Source organism: Rhodoluna sp. (assembly GCF_024641065.1).
Taxonomy (GTDB): Bacteria; Actinomycetota; Actinomycetes; order Actinomycetales; family Microbacteriaceae; genus Rhodoluna.
The window spans coordinates 141937-162878 of record NZ_JAHEDV010000003.1 but is presented as its reverse complement, the minus strand read 5'-3'; the positions used below and the strand labels follow the sequence as shown (position 1 = coordinate 162878).

General features: G+C 52.7%; 11 protein-coding genes. 1 reads left to right on the top strand and 10 read right to left on the bottom strand.

Annotated features, from left to right (window positions below):
- Positions 1-23: 23 nt before the first annotated feature.
- From Q0L26_RS03865 to Q0L26_RS03825, 9 genes are all read right to left on the bottom strand, one after another.
- Positions 24-410, bottom strand: a complete 387-nt coding sequence (locus Q0L26_RS03865; RefSeq protein ID WP_296647667.1) for a hypothetical protein — start codon at positions 408-410, stop codon at positions 24-26.
- Positions 411-422: 12 nt separating this feature from the next.
- Positions 423-2186 carry a hypothetical protein gene (locus tag Q0L26_RS03860; RefSeq protein ID WP_296647664.1) on the bottom strand — a complete coding sequence of 588 codons (1764 nt, stop codon included), beginning with the start codon at positions 2184-2186 and terminating at the stop codon, positions 423-425.
- On the bottom strand, positions 2183-3934 hold the full coding sequence (locus tag Q0L26_RS03855) for a hypothetical protein (RefSeq protein ID WP_296647662.1): 1752 nt from the start codon (positions 3932-3934) through the stop codon (positions 2183-2185). The genes Q0L26_RS03860 and Q0L26_RS03855 overlap by 4 nt, the downstream gene beginning before the upstream one ends.
- A 2-nt stretch (positions 3935-3936) precedes the next feature.
- On the bottom strand, positions 3937-4590 hold the full coding sequence (locus tag Q0L26_RS03850; RefSeq protein ID WP_296647659.1) for a response regulator transcription factor: 654 nt from the start codon (positions 4588-4590) through the stop codon (positions 3937-3939).
- A 47-nt stretch (positions 4591-4637) separates the two neighbouring features.
- Positions 4638-5897, bottom strand: a complete 1260-nt coding sequence (locus Q0L26_RS03845; protein ID WP_296647657.1) for a divalent metal cation transporter — start codon at positions 5895-5897, stop codon at positions 4638-4640.
- Complete coding sequence (nucS, locus tag Q0L26_RS03840; protein ID WP_296647655.1) at positions 5897-6592, bottom strand: endonuclease NucS; 696 nt, start codon at positions 6590-6592, stop codon at positions 5897-5899. Before nucS ends, Q0L26_RS03845 begins: the two co-directional genes overlap by 1 nt.
- A complete protein-coding gene (locus Q0L26_RS03835; RefSeq protein WP_296647652.1) occupies positions 6593-7060 on the bottom strand; it encodes a hypothetical protein in 468 nt (155 codons plus the stop codon).
- Between the two features lie 84 nt (positions 7061-7144).
- The gene (locus tag Q0L26_RS03830; RefSeq protein WP_296647650.1) at positions 7145-9745 is read right to left on the bottom strand and encodes a hypothetical protein; all 2601 of its coding nucleotides are present in this window, start codon (positions 9743-9745) and stop codon (positions 7145-7147) included.
- A 239-nt stretch (positions 9746-9984) separates the two neighbouring features.
- Complete coding sequence (locus Q0L26_RS03825; RefSeq protein WP_296647648.1) at positions 9985-11541, bottom strand: sigma-70 family RNA polymerase sigma factor; 1557 nt, start codon at positions 11539-11541, stop codon at positions 9985-9987.
- Between the two features lie 505 nt (positions 11542-12046).
- On the opposite strand from Q0L26_RS03825, the gene Q0L26_RS03820 reads away from it, so the two are divergent.
- Positions 12047-13234, top strand: coding sequence for a hypothetical protein (locus Q0L26_RS03820; RefSeq protein WP_296647643.1), 1188 nt, complete (start codon positions 12047-12049; stop codon positions 13232-13234).
- Here Q0L26_RS03820 and Q0L26_RS03815 read toward each other — a convergent pair.
- A complete protein-coding gene (locus Q0L26_RS03815) occupies positions 13231-20892 on the bottom strand; it encodes an Ig-like domain-containing protein (RefSeq protein WP_296647640.1) in 7662 nt (2553 codons plus the stop codon). The genes Q0L26_RS03820 and Q0L26_RS03815 overlap by 4 nt on opposite strands.
- Positions 20893-20942: the final 50 nt, after the last annotated feature.

Here is a 20942-nt window from a genome sequence, read left to right as displayed (position 1 = left end):
CAGTCAACAGCAACAACTCGGATTTATTTCGTCAAGAGGGACTTTACTGAGATTAAATTTGAGATTTTCAGATCAACCGGGTCAATAAACACCATTTTTGGGTCTTGATCGTCGGCAATCAAAACATCGGCGGCATTGAAATAGTCGTGAGCTGCCTGAAAAGGTTGCAACCCAACCGCCACTTCGTGAACAATTGCGCCTTGATCTGAGGCGGCGTCGAGCACATCTTCATCTGGCGACAAAACAATAACTAGGTCAACACTGCTGTCGTTTGGGTAGTTTTCAGCTGCCTGAATGGCACGGTCGAGCATAGATATTCCAGTTGAATCAGGGGCAAGGATGTTTGGTTGCCCAACTTGCGCATGGCCAAAGTGAGGAATTATCGCGTAGACAAAATCTTGGTTGATCAAGTTCACCCCCGTCTAAGGCTCTACCTCAGAGCTGGTGCTCGCAATCGGCAGAAGGGCCTCAAACACAACAAAACCACTAGTTTCGTCGGTGCGCAATGACCAATTTATGGTGAGCTCGTCGTAGAGCCTTGAACCAATGCCAATTCGCCCAAGTTGCTTTGGTGCGGTGCCATTATTCTCAACCCGAACGTGAATTTCATCATGGTCGGTTAGGTTGATTTGGGCCATCAGCTCAGAGGCATCGCCGTGGCGAACCGCGTTAGAGACGACTTCTTTCAAGACTTCATTTATGCCGGCGGCGGCCTCGACGCTCTGGTCAATCGACTTTCGCGCGTCAGGTGCAACAGCCACCTTAACCTCGCAAATGCCACTCCAAGTGGCCGAAAGCTCTTTGGTGGCCTGCGCGAGCTTGATTATTCGCTGGGGTGGCTCGGCCAATGCGCCCAAAGCCCGCTGTAAATCTTGGGATGCCTGCAGGTAACTGCGCTTGCCGATTTTTGCCGAGCTGAATCTGGTCAGGGCAGCAGTGAGCGAAGACTGCACTGTGCCGTGAAGAGTTGTAGACCAGGTGCGCCTTGCAAACCAAAGCTTCTGATCAAAAAGCGCAGCCTCTCGTGCAAGTTCGCTGATGTATCGCTCGAGCAATTCAACATATCTAGCTCTTTGAAACTCAAGTGACTTGAAAAAGGCAACTGCGGCAAAGGTGATGAATGAACACGTAGCCAGCGCAGCACAGTGCACGATGGCCAAATTCGTGTTTGACGCCAAGAACAAAACCAGCGCAAAGGTGGGCAGCAGAGCTATTTGTGAAACCAAAATCAGCGCCGGGTAGCCGATCCAGGCTGAGACAAATCGAGTTGGGCTGAGGCTTCGCTTAATGGTCACCAAAATGGCCAGATAACTGATTGATGCAATTGCCATCAATGGAATCCACTGAACACCGAGAGTCCAGTTGGGCATCGCGAGATAAACCAAAAGCATGGTTACGTAGTTGGCCACCGGAAAAATTGAGTTTGGGATGGCAAATTTGGCCGGCGGCAAACCGGCCAACATAAATGGTTTCGGTGCGGGCCTGGTTGCCTGGGCCAAGTCACCTGCTGCGTGTAGCAACTCAGCGCTGAGCGGTCGAACCTGATTATTGATCATGGCCTTGAGCTCTTGAACCACGTTGAGGCGCATTGCGACTGAGTCACCCGAGTTTTCAATGAGTTCTTCGATGCGTTGAATTTGAGGAGCCAATGATTCGAAAGCCAATTTTTCAAGTCTCTGATTCTCGTCAATCAGAATCTCATGGGCATTCTCACGGTATCCGAGCAGGGCATCCTGGGTCTTTTGCACTTCTAAAACCAGCGATTTGTGGTCTTGATAAGGCACAGCAACATTTGCCCAGAACATTGCCAACACGTATTCAAACAGAATGCCGGTGCAGATTAGAAACCAAAGTTCGCCTTGGTTTTCGAGACCCCATTGATTGGCTAGGTCGGTTGTCACCAACGTTCGAATAATGCCAAGGATGCCAAAAACCGCGTACAAAATAACCAGTTTTTTTGAACGCGAAAGTTGACCAATTCGGTCTAGAACCAGCCATTTGGCAATTGCAAAGAGGGCAACCAGCATCACGGTTTCAATGCCAAGAATGTAAAACCACCCGATACTGAAATCATCCAGCGCAAGCATGTTCAAGAACAACCGCATGGTCTGCATCGAGAACATGTGATAAAGCAGAAAGCCCCAACTCCAAAAATTGGCGCGTGCAAAACGGTCGAGATGAATCAAAAATCAACCACCGAGAATTGCGAAAGCGGGAGGCTTGCCCTGAAGACTACTCCAGCCCCCGGTCGAATTTGAATGCTCCAGTCGAGCGTCAATTCGTTTAGCATTTGGCTGCCGACCCCCTCGGGCGCTGCAGTCGAAACCGGGCTGCCGTCATTGGTGGCGGTGAGCTCAATCAGTTCGTCCTCAGAGCGGTCGATGGTGAATCGCACCGATTTGGCCGAACCGTGACGAACGGCATTCGAAACAACTTCTTTGGCGATTTCATTTATGCACTGTCTGACGCCAAGGTCGCGTTCAATGGCTCTTGTTGCGCGAGCCGAAAGGGTGAATTCAACTTCACAAACACCTCGCCAGGTATCAATGATTTGGGCCGTTGCACCCTGAACCGAGACGTCTTGTTGGGTTGGAGAAATTAGCGCAGTTCGAGCGCGCTCAATATCTTGCTTAACCAACTCAAGTTGATAGGGCTCGGCGTCGGCACCAGCCGACACTAATCGGGTAACGGCCGCGGTGAGGGCTGACTGCACGGTTCCATGGATGATGAAATTCCAGTTTCTTCTTGCCACCCATAGTTTCTGGTCAAAGAGTGCCAGCTCGCGCTGCAAAATTTCGTTGTCTTTGGCTAACTGAGCCTCAGCTTTTTGGCGTTCAATGTCTCGAGACTTAGACGTGGCAAAACCGGTCAGTGCAGCGACGGTTCCGAAGATCTCCATGAAACCCAAATTCACCTGGGTTGGCGTTTGAGCCAAGGTGAGAAAACCAAGGTAAACCGGCATTGATGACAAGACGCCTATTGAAATCAACAAAAACCAAGAGGTGTTTCGGTTGGTCTTGAATCGCACCGGCAAAGCAAGACGGCTGAGATGCATCAGCAACCAGACACCCGGAATATACGGCGTGATTCTTAGCGCAGCATCAAAGCTGATAATCATGTCGATGGTCAACCAATAACTCGGGGCGCTGATCAAAAACACAATGTTGGGTGCAATTAGCTGACGAAGCGAAACAGCATTCTCAAAAAGCTTTGGCGGTCGAGCGGCAATCTCGCCGGTGGTTGCGAACGCTGGCCGCTCGCTGAACTCACCAAGCCTTTGGCTAATCGGTCTAATCTGATCTGAAATTAGCGATCTCAGCTGGGCAGTCGACTCTGACAAACCGGTTCCCGCGACCAACATGGTTTGAATTTTCTGCAGCTTGGGCAGAATTGCATCCTGGGTTTCTTTGAGCAATTTAGTGTTTTCGGCTGTTGCAATCGACTTTGACTGCGCCTTAAAAGCCAAAAGATCATTCTGGGTGCGGGTGAGTCTTGCCATGGCCGCTCGGTGCTCAACGCGGGTGCCGAGCACCAATACATAACAGGCAAAAATTGGAATAGCCAGGCCTGCGCCACCGATAAACCTGAAGGCCCAGTCGACATCTTCTTGAAGACCCAAGGCAATCGAGAGTGCAGCAACCGATGAGTTTTTGACCACTCCTAGAACAGCGGCGAGCCCGATAGAAGCCCAACCCGAACCGGTTCGATCGAGCAGGGCATCCATGAAGAATTTCTTGCACAGAACCGCGACTGCAACCATAGCTGCGGTTGAACCGACAAAAATCAGCAGCCAGAGCAGGCTGGCATTATTGAGCAGAACTACGTCAAATAGCAGCGAGGCAGTTGCATAAAAAGGTAGTGCGAACCAAAAAAGTTGCCAACCCCAGACTTCTTTGCGGCCAAATGCGCGAAGAGTTCTAGAGCGAGACTTCATTTTTATTTGCCGAATGGCAGACCGGCAAGCTTGATGTATTCGCGAGCTGCGGTAACGCGCGGGTTGTTGTCGCTCTCAAGGTCGATTCCGGCGGCTTCGAAGGCACGACGAACCAAGTTTTCTACTGCACGGATAGTTGTGCCTCGGTCAGCCGCAATCTGCTGATTGCTCATGCCGAGCGCCACCATCTGAAGCACGGCCAACTGGTTGCGGCTAACTTCGCTAAATCGGTGCTCAATGTTTTTGTCATCGCGAAAGCTCTTGCCAACGCGGTCGCGCAGGGCAGCCTCAATGGCAGCGCGCAAGATGCCAGGGTCGGCAATGCGGTCTTTCACCAGGTAGGCGGCGTTTTTAGGAATCGAACGGTTCTCGATGCCCACAATGCGCGGTTCAGGAATGTGAGTCAAGAACACCAGCGCAATCTCAAGGTGCTGGCGACGAAGAATCATCGCTAAGTCGATTCCGGTTGGGCCATCGCCAAGTTCAATGTCTAGCACCGCGATGTCTGGGTCAAAATCTTCAGCTACTTTGCGGGCCTCGGCAGCGCTTGAAGCCACCTCTACAGTGAAACCCTCGGCAGTTAGGTTGGCAGCAATCAAACCACGGATGAGTGGCTCATCTTCAACGATGAGTACTTTGCGTTCAAATAGGGCCATGGTTCAAGTTTGTCATTAGGTTAACCCATCATGTGGATTAAGTTCGTTTATGCGAACAACCACATGATTGGCAGCGAGACCATCGCCACTGTGGCAACCGCAAGCAAAATTTGCGACCACTTTGGCGAAGCCCAGCGGCCGAGTAGGTTTTTATCCCTGGCTAACCAGAACACAATGAACATCAAAATTGGCGCGGTCAGACCGTTTAGAACCGCCGCCAGAATCAAGAAGTTAATTGGCTGAATGTGCAGCAAGTTCAAGCCCAGTGCAATCGCCATCGAAATAACGATCACGCCATAAAAAGCCTTGGCTTGAAGTGGCTTGAGTTCAAGGGACTCGCGCCAGCCAAAAGTTTCGGCAATGGCATAGGCGGTTGAACCGGCCAGCACCGGAATCGAGAGCAGGCCAACGCCAAGGATGCCGAGCAAGAACAACAAACCGGCATATTTTCCAGCGATTGGCTCAAGGGCTTTGGCCGCTTCGGCCGCTGTTTCAATTTGAGTAATGCCCTGCAGGTGAAGCGTTGCAGCCGAGGTAGCCATGATCGCAAACATGATGAAGACGCCGGTGAACATTCCCGAGAACACATCGCCACGCATCGCCTGGATGTGCTTGAGCGAGACGGTCTTTCCGTCGATCTCGTGACGCTCTTCAACCTCTTCGGCTGCTTGCCAAAAGAACAGGTATGGGCTGATGGTCGTTCCGGCTAGAGCTAACAGCATCTCGAGCGAGGCTTTGGTGAAATCAAACTGAGGGAACATCGTTGAAGTTGCGACGGCAGCCCAATCGACCTTGGCCACGAAGAGCACAGCAACGTAGGCGAGCAAACTCAGGGTTAGCCACCTAAGCGCCTTGGCATAGCGGTGATATGGAATCGCGATTTCGGTTACAGCCAGCAAGACTGCGAATAAAACCACGCCAACCAGTTGGTCAATTGGAATCAACAGACCAAGTGCGGCTGACATAACCGAAAGGTCGGCCGCAATGTTCACGGTGTTGGCGATGGCCACCAACAGCACAGCAAGAATCAGCACCCAGCGGGGCATCCGTGATTTGATAATCGAGGCCAAACCCTTGCCGGTCACGAGGGCTAGTCGCGCACAGGCTTCTTGCACGGCGAAGGCCAATGGCAGCAGCCAAATGGTGCTCCACAAGAATCCATAACCAGCGCTTGCGCCGGCCTGCGAATAGGTGCCGATGCCCGATGGGTCGTCATCAGCAGCACCAGTGACGATTCCTGGGCCCAACCGGTTGAAATAACCCTTTGAGCGAATCGTATTTTTGCGCGGATGATGTTGTCTTGGCATTAGAACAACCTTGGAACCGAATCTTCAATGCCGCGCATTGAGTCGTAGTCGAGAACCAAACATTCGATGCCGCGGTCTTCGGCAAGCTTGCGGGCCTGTGGCTTGATTTCTTGGGCTGCGAAGATTCCGCGAACCGGGGCAAGCAAAGGGTCGCGATTGAGAAGCTCGAGATAGCGGGTGAGTTGCTCAACGCCATCGATGTCGCCGCGGCGCTTTAGTTCAATTGCGATGGTTGAACCATTGGCATCTCTCATCAAAATGTCTACCGGGCCAATCGCGGTGAAATACTCGCGACGAATAATTGATGAGCCCTCTTCAACCAGGTGAAGCTGATCGGCCAAAAGCTCTTGAAGGTGCTTTTCGACACCATCTTTGATCAGCCCGGGGTCTTCACCGAGTTCGTGCTCAAATTCGCTGAGCACTTCAAAGATCGAAATCATCAGCAGGTCGTCGGTCTTGGTCTGCTGAACCTTCCAAACTTGTGTGACTCCCACAGACACCTGGCCATCGGTTGGGTCAACCATCGAAACAGTGCACGGCGGGTTCATCCAGTTGAGTGGCTTATAGCTGCCGCTGTCGCTGTGCACCAAAACCGAACCGTCGGCCTTCATGACCAAAAGACGCTTTGCTCTTGGCAGGTGGGCGCTCAGCCGACCGGCATAGTCGACCGAGCATTCGGCAATAATCAGGCGCATCTACTTCTTCAACTGCTTTGCTAGCTTGGCTTCAAGCGCTGCAACCTTGTCTACCAATTCGGTGAGGGCAACGTCTTGAACGCTCAGGTGGTTCTGAATTTCTTTTGATTCTTCGAGAATTGCGCCAGCGTCTTCATAGGTGGCGATGGCTCGGTCGTCAGAGGCTTTAGCTTGGATGTTTTGCCCCACGATGATGATTGGTAGCAAAACCAACTGCAAAAATGTCTGGGCGATCCAGCTGACGATCACCAGGGTATTGCCGCTGGCCAGCGCTGCCGGAAGGCTAATTAGGGTCAGGCCTAAGAACAGATATGCCGCCCACATGGTGCCAACGTGCTTGGTAATGAACAAGCCAATGCGTTCATTTAGGCCGAGCTCAGCAATTGGCTTGGCACGCTTTGAAACAGCCGGACCCTGCTCTTTGCGGGCAGCCGCATGCGGGTGTTGCTGGTATTCATACTTGCTCATAGTTCTAGGCTAACGGCAAGAGAAAACCCCCGGTGCCAGGCACCGGGGGTTTTCAGATTTAGCAATTGAACTTGCTAGGTTTTGTTACTTCTTGACTACAACTGACTTGGTGTTAACCAAGATTCCAGCAACGTATACCTTTACGGTGTGCTTGCCGACAGTTAGCTTCGATACAGCTACAGAGTAGTTGTCTGATGAAGCAGTCTTAGTTGCCTTCAGTTTGCCGTCAACGTAAACCTTGACCTGAAGACCTGAAGCGTTCTTGACGGTTGAAACAACCTTCTTCGAACCTGCAACAGAGGCAGCTGAGACACCAAGCAAGATGGTCTGGGTCTTAGTGATTCTGTTATCTTCTTCGTCGGCTACGTCTAGGTCGCCGTCAACATCGTACTTTGCAGTGACAGAAGCTGAACCAACTTCGCCAGTGCCAAGAAGAACCTTGATGCTGAACTTACCGTTTGCGTCAGTCTCGATTACGTCGTCGCTAAGGATGAATCCTGGGCCGTCGTAAATTGCCTCGAAAATGCCGTTGTCGGTTGTGTTGACCGGGTTGCCGAACTTGTCAGTCAGGAGACCCTTGACAGTCAAAGTGCGACCAGCCTTTACCTGGTTGCTGCTGGTGAAAGCAACGTTGGTACCTGCCTCGTCATCAGCCTGACCGAACTCAATGATTACCTTCTGTGACTTTGAACCAGACTTGATGGTTACAGTCTGCTCGCCAGCCTTGTGTGACCAAACGTTGAAGTCGTAGTTACCCTCGTCATCGGCACGAACAGCGAGTGAACCCACTGAGTAGTTGCCTGAAGACTCGAATAGCAAGCCTTCGCCTGAGATGGTGACGGTTGCTCCGATAACAGCAACTGACTCTTCTGTGTCAGAACCTGCGGTTGACACAATACCCGCGATCAAGAAACCATCCTGGTTTAGGTTTGGCTCAGTGCCTTCAAGGGTGCGAGCATCAAAGTTGCTGAAGTCCTCAACCTCAAGTGCAACGTCGTTTCCAATTTCGAATACGCCGTCTTCGTTTGCATCATCAGAGCCATCAACTGAAATGTCTCCAGCGATTAGGTCTGCGGCTGCCACTAGGTTTACATCAACCCAAAGGGTATCGATGGTGTCGGCAGTTGATTTCTTCCAAAGGTCCACTGCGTACTCATCTACACCGGTGCCGGTTCCATTGTCAGTTACGGTGAACGATGCCTTGCCGTTAGATACAGCTACCACTGAGTCAACGTCATTGGTAGCTTCTTCGCCGTCGCCTGATCGAGTGCCTGCTGCATCAAGTGAAAGGCGTGCCTCGTACTTGCCATTTGCTGGAACTCCACCAAACTGGTCGTTTACCAAAACGTTTAGCGAGAAACGTCCACCTGGAGTCGTTGCAACCTCAAACGGGTCTAGGTCAGCGATATTATTTGACTCAACGATTGAGTATTCAGCATCCTGCAATGCAACATCAACGGTTGAGCTAGGCAAGTTCTCGGTTGAGAATTCAACTGAAACCACGTCTTCGGCAGCGAATCCAACTGTTTTGATTGAAACAGTTGCCAGACCCTTTGCGTTAGAAGTTGACGAAACTTCAGCAACACCGTCTGCGCCTGGAAGGTCATCGTTGTCCGTGTAAGTTACACCATTCACGATCAACTTCACGGTTGAAGAAAGAGTTACATCGGTTGAAACAGTTGCAAGAACTTTGTTGCCAGCAACTGCATCATCGTTTGCATCTTCAACAAGTGCTGAAACCTGGAACTCTGAATTGGTTAGCGCAAAGTCGGCCGTGTTTGCAGTCTTGCTTGCAACAGTGTCGGCGGTAATCGACGATGCCTTTACAGCAGCAACCTTTGCGGTCTTGAACGAACCAACCTTGGTGTCTGCGCTAACATCAGATGGCTGGACAGGAGCCACGCCACCTGGAGTGTATAGGGCTTGAGCCTTGATGACTTTAGCTTCAACTAGGTCGTCAATTGCGCCAGAAGTCTCTGCGGTAAAACCGTCAGTTGCGTCCCACTCACTGACTGCATCCGTTGACTCGGCTGCTTCTGAACCAGCAAGGTTTCCACCGGTGCCAGTAGAAAACAGAATTGCAAAGTCGGTTTCATCGAGCTGCTCATTGTTGATGTTGGTGAACTTAACAGCAGCAGCAATTGAATTGTCACCCTCGTATGGCTGGGTAACTGAAACGGTAGAAGTCACTTCGTCAACCGCATAGAAAGTTACAGTACGGGTTGCTGAGGCAGTCTCTGCATCCTCGCCAGTGGTCTGAAGCTCGCCATCGCCATTGTAGTCAAGGAAAGCTGTCACCTGAACTGAGAAGGTGTCGCCCGCTTCTAGCGCAGCGTCATCGGCAGCGAGAACAACGTTGTTGCTTGCAGGCGCTGCTTCGTTGCCAGTGGCATATGAATAAGTGTGGGTTGAAGCTGACTCCAAGGTGAAGTCTCCAACAGCCAACGAGCTGGTCGAGTCAACAATCTTAAAAGTTAGGTCTTCAGAACCTACCTGGGCCGCATCAGTGAAAACTGACTTCAGGTTAAAGGTTTGGCCAAGGATTTGACCATATGAGGTACCAGCGTTTGGTGAAAGGCTTACTGGAACGACGGCTTGAGCTGGCAGTGCGCCAGTTAGACCAGCGAAACCGACAGTAGCTGCCACACCGAACGCGATTCCCTTGCGGGAGATGTTCTTAGACATAATGTCTCTTTCTTTCTTGGTTTAGAAGCGATCTAAGGCTTAGATCACTGAGAAATCCACTTGCGCCAAGCAACCAAGCAGGATGGCACGCGGGTCCCCACAATAAATAGCGACGGGGTGGTCGAGTTATTACGGTTGTGCAAGAAATTTTTTGAAATTATTTGAAGACGGCATCATCCCGGTTAAATACGGAACCCCCTCCCAGGGGGTGGTAGGGGGTTCCGGCACACTAAGAGAAGCTATTCCTGCGGCAAAACCGTAAGAATCGAATCGCGAAGCGTGCTCTGATCGTTTTCGACGACCAGCTCTAGGCGAACGGTGGCTTTGGCCAAAACCGAACCGCTCAAAACTTGACCAGCCTCGTCAAACACATGGGCTAGCGAACCGTAATAGATGTAGTGCTTGAGGCCTGCGTTGTCGGTGACAACATAAAGCTCGGTGGCCTCCGGGTAGGCAAAGAATTGCTGACCGTTCACATCGATGGTGAACAGCGCATCGGTGAAGGCATTCTCAGCAGTTGCATCGAAGTTGAAGTCGGCGATGATGCCTTGGCCAGAAATCAGGCGATAAGACTTAGCCGCACCAACACCGGTTGGCGACATGCTCATAAGTTCGTTTGAACCCGGGGTGGTGGTGAACAGGTTCTCGAGAGCCGCCACCGTGAACGCTGCTTCTGATGGCGAAGGCTCAGGGCTTGGCTCAACCGAAGTATCGATGTTTGGCTCTTCGGTAATAATATCCACCAGTTTGGTGACCACAGTTGGGCCAAGGTTTTCGGCATCTGGAGTCTTGGTTTGGCTCGGAGTTGATGACGGGCTTGGGCTTTGCTCAGGTGAAACTGCAGCAGGGCCTTCACCCTCGGCAAGAATCTGGTTGTCGCTGTTGCGACCAGGCAGGTTTAGGTAGGCACCAACGCTCAACATTAGGAACACGGCAAACACCATGGCCTGAACGCTCATGCGTTTGGCATCTTGAGCAGCTTTGCGAGCAGCAACCGAGAGAATTGCCGAAGCACTCATGCCGTCGGTGTTGACATCTTCACCCAAAAGCGCCTTTTTGAAAGCTGCGCGGGCACGGAACATCAACTGACGAGTTGCGTTCTCAGATAGACCAACCTGCTGTGCGATCTCTTCGGTGGTTTTCTCTTCATAAATGCTGGCCAACAAGATTTCGCGGTGGCGAGGGTTCAGCTTGCTTAGCGCAAGTCGCAAAACCGCTGCATCATCTTGCTGCTCAAGAGCCAAAGACATGTCTGGGTCGTTGCTAGCAATCTCTGGGTTGTCGTCAATGCTGCTGAACTGAGCGCGGCCGCTGGCACGAATGACATCGAGGCAGAGCAACCGCACCTTCCACTTGAGAAAGCGCAGCACACCAAGCTCTGAATCAAGTTCAGGAAGGCTAACCATTAGGTACAGAAACGCGTCTTGAACGACTTCGTCTACCTGGGATTGGTTGCGCAGAAAACGGCGAGCATGATGCTCAAGGTGTGGGCGAAAGCGAGTGTAGATACTGCTGAAGTCTTGGGCACTCCACTCAGCGAGCTTTACTGGCTGAAGATCGGTGCCTACTTTTTCGCGAAAATCGGGCTCACCAAACTCTTCGTCAGACTCTAGGTCGAGCATGTTCTCAAGAGGATCTTCAACATAGGTTTTGAATTCTTGATCGGCGCGCTTGACGCCAGACGCACCTTTGCTGAGCAGCACCTCGTTGTAGTCGTCGTCGAGTGGCCCCTTGGCCTCGGCCTCGTAAGCAGGCGCGACTACCTTGATGATGCGCAGGTTGCGCTTTTTGGACATGTTTCCCCCGGTCCCCGTGTTGCTGGCTAGCTAATGCGCATGAACGCAGCAACAAATTTGCCGAACATTGAAATACACGAGGAAAGGGCTGATTCATTACGGTGCATTGAAAAAATAATTTCTGGGAGCCCCCGCTCCTAGAAATCGATGCGACCGATCCCCCGGTGAAATCAACTTCAGATGCATCTTTTGATGCCAACTAAATGTTCGCTAATGGGTATGACATTTTGCGAACATTCGACTTTCTAAGTCTGGCGAAGTGCGGCACGATGGGCCTCTTGCGACACCGCTTGTTGCGAATAGGAAACAACAGATACGACAATTGGCCGTAATGAAACTGAGCAACTAGCGCTATTAGATATGAAGCAATCGCAACTGAAACCAAGCCAGTTGTGACAAGACTCGGGGCCACAGAATTTGTGGAACCGAGTTTTTGCTTTAACCCAAACTTTGCCGACAGCACAGGGGGGGTTAGGTTTGATGAGTGCCGATACGCGTAGTCTTTATGACTTTTTATTTTGAAGCCTGGGATGCCCTGGCCGAGGTTTATTCGCGCATGAATGCCGACCCACGTTTTGACGTGAAAGTGGTTGCGATCTCGCGACGACTAACCGGTGAGATTGAATTTGATGACGCCGCTGAAGTTTCAAAATTCTTCACCGATGCTGGCATCGAGCACTTGGTGAATGCAGACATCCGTGAATTAAATGCCGACTATGTGTTCATCAACTATCCGTGGCAAAGAAATTACCCAAAGCAATATCGGGCCGAGGCGTTGGCTAAGTTCACCCGTATTGCCTATGTGCCTTATTACTCGGTGTCGCTGGTTGACGAGCCTGGTTCTGGCAACGAGGTTGCGCCACACCTTTATACCCAGCGTTCGCACCAGTTGGCCTCGCTGATTTTTGTTCAGACCGCAGCCATGCGTGAAGCTTTTGCATCGACCTCTCGAGGCAACAACCATGTGCACTTTGTTGGTTCACCAAAGTTAGATCAGCTGGTCAACGAGGTTCGAGCAGCGGGTGTTGCTGGCCACGGGCTTCGTCTGGTTTGGGCCCCTCACCACAGCTATTCGCCAAGCTGGCTGAATTTTGGAACCTTCGCGACCACGCACTCTGACATGTTGCGATGGGCAACTGAGCACCCTGAAGTGCATGTCACCCTTCGCCCACACCCGTTCTTGTTTGGCACACTGGTTGACCGTGAAGTGATGACTGCCGAAGCCTTGGATGACTGGCTAGGCGCTTGGAACGCTTTGCCAAACACCAAGATTGACAGCGAATCGAGTTCAGCTGAGATTTTTATCGACTCTGACGCCTTGATCACCGATGGCATTTCTTATCTTGCTGAATACCCATTGGCCACTGGCCGCCCGGCGTTCTTTATTGAGAATCCGCAGCACTGGGAATTCAGTGAGATTGGTGAATTGGCAGCGGCAAGTAGCATCCGGGTTGAATCGATTGATCAGGTTGAGATGCGCGATGCCCAGTTTGTCTTGGCCGATCGCACCGAACAGATTGCGGCGCTAAAAGAAGCAGCTATGCCATTTGATGGAGAATCAGCTGCCCGAATTGTTGAAGTTGTGGCTGCCGATTTTGGCGCCGACGGCTCGGGTTCGCCTCTGGTTGACGCCTCGCAAATAACAGAGGTTGCCTGGGAGTTTCAGCCGGGCCGCGAACCGCAAATCGACTAAATAATGCCAGTTAACTTGAGCGTGATGATGAACATCACCAAGCCACCGATTCGGTAAACCCACATTTGTGACTTGGCAGGTTTTTCATCCTCTTCGTTCTCGCCGTGGCGACCAAATAGACCAAGAATGCTCAGCACCAACATTGGCATCGGAATAATCAAGAACGACCACTGAGCCAGAGTTGGCACGACACCGAAGATTGCTGCAACCACCACAGATGTTGTGCTGGCGATGACCAAGCTTGTCACTAATCCAGGCAAGCCAGAGGGAAGAAGCTTCCATAGGCGCGGAGAGTTCGGGAATCGATCAGCGAACCATCCGAGCACTGTTGGGAACAAGAAGAGAGCCGAACCGACAAAGACCTGCCAGCTTGGGCCAATCAAGGCGCCGCCGATGATTACCCAAATGCCGTATTTGATGCCGAGCACGATAATTTTTTGAAGCAGGCCAGGTTCAGGAATTTCAGTTGGGTTGATGACATCGAGTCGAGCTGGGTAGAGGCGAGCGGTTGCCTCTTCAAACCAAACACGAAGCAATGCTGCCAGGGCAATAGCCAGAGCAAAGTCGAGAACGTGATTGGCAACCGGCAGGGTTAGACCAGCAAGTGCAGGCAGCGAACTGACCATGGCGGCAACTGACCAGCCAGCCATGAACGGTGCAACGGCAGTGTCAACCAGACGCTCCCACCAGTAGTGGTGCCCAGATTCGGGAGCCTTGCGCAGTTGACGGAAGGCAGTGGTCAACATGGCCGGGCCGATCACGACAACCATCACACCCATTAGCAAACGAACGCCGCTCATAGTCATTGCCTCAGGTGCGGTGGCCAAAGTTATGGCCACGGTGCCGAGCACAAAGATGATTCCGGCAACAAAGCCCGCAAAAGCATCGAATACGCCAAGAACTGCAATCGCGAGAAGGAACATCCATGGCGGGGTAACCACAAGACCCGGGTTGTTCTCTTGGTTGATGCCGATTGAAATTAGGGCGAGTGCGCCTGCGATAACTGGCAACAACAATGAAAGCGAACCAAGTGCGGCACGGATGTATGCGCCGTCGGTCACCACCTTTGAAATCAATGGCGAGATGCGGGCGATTTTGACGGCCCAACGGTTGCTGCGAATGTCAAAGAAGGTCATAAACGGCAGGGCAAACATGGCAAGGCCATCACCCCAGCCACGATGCGTGAGTTCGAGTTGATCGAGTGCAACCTCTAGTTCGGCAACCTCGCCCTCACCTGAGTCACTTGATTCTGCCGATTCGGCAACTTCGGCAGCATTTGAGTTTGATGAGCTTGAACTGCCTGAGCTGCCTGAGCTTGAGCGGCCAGAACCAGAAGAGGCACCAGCGCCAGCGCCAGCGGCTCCGGCAGCGGCAGCCGCACCCGCCGCCGCAGCGGCAACGCTTGAAACAACCGTTAGAGCTGTCACTGCAGTTTTAGTTACGGCAGCCACACCTTCGGGAGTTGCCAGCGGGTCGAAAGGTGAAGGTGGGTCACTGTCATCGCCGGTTGCACCGATGGCTGGGTTGGCGACCGGCTCACCAGGTGCAGGAGCTTCAGCCTCTGCAGATGGCTCAGGCAGAGCCACAGCCGATTCACTTGGCTCTGGGGTCGGCTCAACAGTTGGGTCTTCGGTTGGCTCAGGCGTTGGTTCCGGTGTTGCGGTTGCTTGAGCCGAAGGGGTCGGGGTCGGGGCAACTGATGGAGTTGGCGTAGCCGTCGGAGTCGGAGTCGGAGTCGGAGTCGGGGTAGGCGCGACCGTTGGGGTAGGAGTCGGGGTAGGCGTTGTCGAGCTAGAAGGAGATGGCGAAGGTGTAGGCGACGGCGTTGGAATCACCACGGCAATTGGTGTGCCTAAGACAGCGATGTCTAGGTCGAGTTTCTGAATGCCGGTTGGCAGGTCGGCATCGCTAATCGCTGAAGCTGCAAAATCTTGCGATCGGGCCGATTGGGTTGCAATGGCAGCTCTGCGCAAGGCCGAAGTCGCTAGAGCGGTGCCGCGCTCAACAATGATCATCCTGGCCTTATAGGCACCCGGTTGGGCAAAAACCAAGGCGGCTGACTCAACTGAATTATCAACATCAAACTCTTTGGTTCCCAGATAGATCCAGTTGCCATCGCGCTTGAGGTAGCCAACCGCAACATAGTCGGCAGCAATATCGGCCGACACATTTAGTTGCATCGAGAGCTTCTCGCCGGTAACTAGCTGGTTGGTTCGCGCTGCATCGACTCTCGGGCTGGTGCGAGTTAGAGCGCTGAAGTCGGCACTGGCTTGGGCTCCAGAAAGTTCGAGGCCTTCAGGAACACGAACGATTCCAAGCGCTTCGAGCGCCGACCGTGCGGCTGTGCTGAGCTCGCCGAAGAATTCATCCGGGGCATTTAATTCAAGCTCAGTGGCTGGCTCACCTGGCAAGGTAATCAGGTCAATAGAACCTTCGCCTGGCTCGGCATCGATGACAACCGAGACTCTGGTGTTACCCGATGTCACGACAGTGTGCGCAACTGCAGTGGCCTGAAGATCGTCAACCGAGAATGAGTCAGCGATCTTTAGCTCGCTCTCACCGTAGTTGGCAGTTGCAACGCTTGAGGTTGCGTGAATGATGCAAGAGAGGTTGTCGTCGGCTGAAACAATCGAAGAAATTTCACGGATGTTGGTGAAGTCGAAATCGACACCATCAACTTGGCTCAGGGTTGAACAATCAATCGGCAAAGTTGAACTCAACGTGAAGGTTAGTTCGGCAACCTCTGAAGTTGAAGAGTCAGCTGAATAGTTCAGCTCTAGGTAATTGCCGTCGATTTCAAGATCAGCGCCGAGTGACATCGACCCTGGCGTGCCCGGTGCAGCCAGAGTCAAAATTGCGCTGTTGCCCGAGGCATCTTTGATTGAACCCGAGCCGATTGAGAGCGCGGTAACGCCGGCATAGTCAAGGTCGGCAGCGGTGTCGCCCTGAGCGATTACATATTCACAAATCAACTCATAGGCTGATTCGCCCAAATCACAGACGGCCGCTTGGTTAGCCCCGCTAAAGGCAAGGCTCAACTCTGGTGAACCGATAACTTCTACCGGTTCACTGAAGGTGATTTTGACTCGAATAACATCGTCGGCGATGTAGAAACCATCTTCGGTTAGAGCAGTAATTGAAGAGACTCTAGGCGCCTCGAGATCAGGCGACATTGTTGAGTTGGAAATCATGCTGCGCGGTGCTTCGCCAACCATGCCACCGTATTCGATCACGTACTTGAAGGTTGCCGAGCATCCATAGTCGGCCCAACCGTAGTTCGAATAACTCTCATCAATCGAGACAATACAAGGTTCGTTAGTTGCGGCGTTTGGCTCAGCCGCATTCCAGAACGAAGCCGTTACCGGGTTGCCTGCGTTAGGGCCAGTGTTGTACTTGAAGCCATCCGAGTATTCAAAACCGCTCACCCAGTAATTGCCGCTAGTGCCAAGCAAATAGCTGTGCTCAGCCTGAATGACATCGGTCATTAGATAGCCCTGCAGCCCGGCGAGAGTCTTGGCCTCGGCCGCAGCAATCGCAACCGAATTGGTTACGAGCGTTGAAACCGGCTCATAAAAATGCTGGGTGTCATACAGATAAATTGCACTGGCATTCAACCGCGGCTTGAGGTGCACCTCAATGTTGCGCTCAGCTGAAGACGAAGTGTTTGAGGCATTCGAATAACGAACCGCACGGATAGCCGCCTGCCACTGAGCCTCGGTCGGCACGGCTCCTGAATAGGTGAGCTCGAATACTCCGTTGGTGGTCGTTAGGCTCTGGATGGTTCCAAAAAGCGAACTGTTGTTATTTACGAAGGCGAGGGTGTCGCCAACCTCGGCGTTGGTGATTCTGATGCGAGTGCCAGCCAGGGTTGAACCCTTTGCATCCAAGGTGAAATCAGGGGCAAGCTCGGTGGCATTTCTTGAACCGTGCAGTGCCCCGAGGCTAAAAGTAGGCAGGTAAGCCAGGCTCACGGTCGAGGTGGCGGTTGAAGCGATCTGATTTGCAGCAGCATCGCTGACACTCAGTGAAGCTAGCGAAACAGAAAGTTCGCCAGCGGTTTCGGTTTCACGTTGGTAAGCGACAACATAGGTAGAGCTCGTGCCCTCTTTGAGCGTTGGGCCACTGACCGACCAGCTCTCGACGCCGCCAACGCCAGAGAAAGTTGCAGTCAGGTCATCTTGGGTGAAGTCTTCAATTGGCTCACTGAATGCGAATTCATGGGTGACTGTGGTGGCTTGAACTTCGCTGGTGATTACAACGGTTGGCGCGGTGAAATCACGAACAAAAGTTGCAAGCACAGTTGCTGTGGCCGGGCCCGGGTTGCCGGTGTCGCCAGCTAGGTCATTCACCGCGTTTGCAGCTAACGAGAAAGTGATTTCACCCGAGGCGGTGCATCCGGTGATTTGAACCGTTGCCTCATAAGGCGCGGTGGTGTCGGTTGAAACGCTTGGAGTTGCGATTACACAACCGGCGGTAGCACCTGACTTGAGAATGTCTGCCGCAGCGAGGTTTTTGAACGGTTCGCTAAAACGCAGGGTGAGAGTCAGCGGCTTGGTTGAGCTACCCAAATTGGCCGAGCCACTAGGTGCGCCAATCGCTTCAACAGTCGGAGCCACTGTGTCGGCAATTTGAGTTGCCGAAAGAATTTGAGTGAATGATTCATCGCCTTCATAGCCACCGAATTCAACGATGTAGCGCTGAGAATATGACTCACTACAACCGATGTCGTTCCATTTTCCGGCAGCCGCAAAGCCGTGGTTTTGTGCGTAAACCAGGGTGCACATCGAGCTGGCAACGTTTGGCTCACCCGTGTACCAAGGGGTGTAGGTTGCGGTTTGGCCCTCTTCTGGCCCGTCAAAGAACTTAACAATTTCGGTGCCCACATTGGCAGTTGTGGTTCCCACCGTCTTTTGGGCAGCGTGAACCGAATAGCCGGTGAGGTTAGTCAGCACGGCAAATTCTGCGGTTTCTTCGGCGCTCGTTAGCGTGGCCAAGTATCCCTGGTTGTCACCCAAAGTGGCTTTGTTAGCCGCTGACTTGAGCGAAGCAAATGGCGTCGATGCAACGCCGTAGTCGGCTTGCTGATAAACGTGACCGTTTACATATGAGTAGCCCTCGAATGGCTTGATGTGAAACTCGTAGTGCCGATCAGCCGTTGAAGCGGTTGAAGTCAAAGTCACAGTTCGCAAGGCAGCTTGCCACTGGGCAGAGGTTGCGGTTGTGCTGATTAGATACAACACGGATGCTGTGCTGCGGGCATCTTTAGTGACGTTGTTTGAAGCGGTGAATGCCAATGCATCGCCCGATTGCGGATCAGTCAGTTCGATTCGCATTCCATAGATTGTGCCGCCACGGCCATCGAGGGTGAGGTTTGGTGCAATTGCCGTTGTGCCGGTGCCCGCAGTGTTCAGTGTGCCTGGATTCAGCACCGGGGCAACATAAATCTGAGCCTGCGATGCGTTCACCGAACTGATTGTTGGCATGGTTACCACCAGAGCATTGCCAGCAAGGTCGGTGATTGAGTTAGCCAGTGCGATGGCAACCGTTCCGTTGACCGGTGTGGCATTCGAAATCGAGAAGGTCCAGGTGTTTGATTCGCCAACCCGGCTCGGTGCTGATGCAACAACCCAGGCCGAGGTAGCGCCGGTTTGAGTAGCGGTTATTTTGTCTGAGGTGAAAGTGCTTGAAGCAATAGCCTCATCAAAAGTGACTTCGTAGGTGACGGTTGTCACTTCACCGTTTGTCAGTTTCTTTGTGACCGTGGTAATTTTTGGCGCAACCAGGTCTCGCGTGATTGAACGTGACACCACGTTGGCAATAGGGCCGGTGTTGCCAGTGGTGTCGGTTAGGTCATCAACCGCGTTGGCCTCAAGGGCGATGGTGAATGTGCCCGAAGTGGTGCAGCCCTTGATATCGAGGGTAATTTCGTAGGTGCCGCCAGAGGTTGCAGTCGCCGACGAAACGGGGTTAGCCGTACAACCCGTGTAACCGGTGCCAGCAAAAGTGAAGTCGCTGGCGGTGAGTGTTGCTGCGCCACCAACCAAACCACGGATAGGTTCGCTGTAGCTGAGGGTCAAACGCAACGGGTTTGCATCCGTGCCCTTTTGAGTCGGCAACTCTGGCTCACCCGAGATAACTGCAGTAGGTCGGGTGTTATCGAACACGCCGCTGAGCCGCTGAGCCTCAGTCGAAGCCGCTGACAACTGGCCGTGCTGATCGCGCGTGAAGCCTTCTAAGAAATCAACATTGATTTGACCATTGACGATGGTGGTAGCCGAGTTAGTGATGTTGAATTGCGCAACTTTGTCATTGCCAGTCTTGCGAGTTAGACCAGAGATAGTCCAACCCGTTGAAATGCCACTGAGTGAAATTTTGGTCGAGTCGATCTCACCGGCGACGTTTGAGATGGTCTCGTTGAAAGTAACCTCAACGGCAATGGTGGTGAGCTTGGTCAAAACAGGGGTCATTGTGACGGCGGTAATTTGAGGGCCGGCGGTGTCGAAGGTAACCGTCACTGCAGCCGAGGCAGTTGATGTTGCCTGACTGGTTGACTGAGTAACCGTGAAGCTCCAGGCGCCAGCTGCCGGAAAACCCTCGACAAATGTGCAACTTGCGGTTGAGCTTGGCACGTTCAGAATCTGACAGGTCTGGCTGGTTTGGCCTGCTTGAGTGGCCGTGACCGTGACGTCGACTCCGGCAGTCAAACCGGTTAGGTCAAAAGTAGGTGTTGAATCTTTGGTTAGGTTATCGGTGGTGCTGGTTCCTGAGTCAGACGCTGTCTGCAGATCTGGGGCGGCCAAAGTTGCCAAACGCATGATGCTGGTTGATGCCGAAGTGCCGTTTACTGAGCCGCTTGAGTTTGTTGCAACCACAACGGTGCGCAAGTAACGACCGGCATCGGCAATGGTTGGGGCATAGGTTGAAGAAGTTGCATTGACCAGGTCTTCCCAACCATCAATGCCATTTGATGATCGCTGCCACTGATATGTGTAAGTGGGGGTGGGTGAACCACTAAAGGTAACAGCGCTGGTTAGCGTGGAGCCAATTTGAGCTGTTCCGCTCGGCGCGGTTGTTGCGGTAACCATGGGCCGTTCATTGAACCCCACCGCTGTAGAACAACCGGGGGTGAAGCCGTCCATCCATGAGCCGGTCTGAACATAGATTCTCGAAATAAATTTGCCCGCGCCACAATCTCGCTCAGCACCCCAACTGGTGAGGCCGACTAAATCTGGGGTATCGGTACCGCCGGGAGCCGTCACACACTTGAGGCCAGCGTTTACCGGAAAAGCTCCGCTGAAGTTCACGGTGATGGCCCGGGCAACTTTGCCTGCTGGGCACAGGGCCCAGGTGCCTCCCGACCCCCAAACACGGTCAGTTGTAGTGGTGTTAACTGTGCCGTCGGCGTTGACCGTTGCACAACGAATACCAATTACATAGTTGCCGCCAGAGACAACACCAACTGCAGCCTGGCCGCTTGGGCACATTAGATCGGTCTGGGCGCTGCCGCCGCTGTTGCCCACATAAGAAAGCCAGTTCGTGAAGTTTAGAGTGGCGGCGCCCGCTGGGTTTGGGCTAAAAATTGCCCCGGCAAAACTCAGTGCAAATATCAAGGATGCAACGACAAAGCGACTCATCCAAGAGCCAAACTTGATCGCCATTAATCCCCCAGAAACACCAACTAGAGCCCGCATTGAAGGCTAGTTAAAGT

Excerpts from the sequence above, each read along its gene's own strand:
- Q0L26_RS03855 (WP_296647662.1), bottom strand. The coding sequence starts at position 3,934 with ATGAAGTCTCGCTCTAGAACTCTTCGCGCATTTGGCCGCAAAGAAGTC.
- Q0L26_RS03850 (WP_296647659.1), bottom strand. The coding sequence starts at position 4,590 with ATGGCCCTATTTGAACGCAAAGTACTCATCGTTGAAGATGAGCCACTC.
- Q0L26_RS03845 (WP_296647657.1), bottom strand. The coding sequence starts at position 5,897 with ATGCCAAGACAACATCATCCGCGCAAAAATACGATTCGCTCAAAGGGT.
- nucS (WP_296647655.1), bottom strand. The coding sequence starts at position 6,592 with ATGCGCCTGATTATTGCCGAATGCTCGGTCGACTATGCCGGTCGGCTG.
- Q0L26_RS03835 (WP_296647652.1), bottom strand. The coding sequence starts at position 7,060 with ATGAGCAAGTATGAATACCAGCAACACCCGCATGCGGCTGCCCGCAAA.
- Q0L26_RS03830 (WP_296647650.1), bottom strand. The coding sequence starts at position 9,745 with ATGTCTAAGAACATCTCCCGCAAGGGAATCGCGTTCGGTGTGGCAGCT.
- Q0L26_RS03825 (WP_296647648.1), bottom strand. The coding sequence starts at position 11,541 with ATGTCCAAAAAGCGCAACCTGCGCATCATCAAGGTAGTCGCGCCTGCT.
- Q0L26_RS03820 (WP_296647643.1), top strand. The coding sequence starts at position 12,047 with ATGACTTTTTATTTTGAAGCCTGGGATGCCCTGGCCGAGGTTTATTCG.
- Q0L26_RS03815 (WP_296647640.1), bottom strand. The coding sequence starts at position 20,892 with ATGGCGATCAAGTTTGGCTCTTGGATGAGTCGCTTTGTCGTTGCATCC.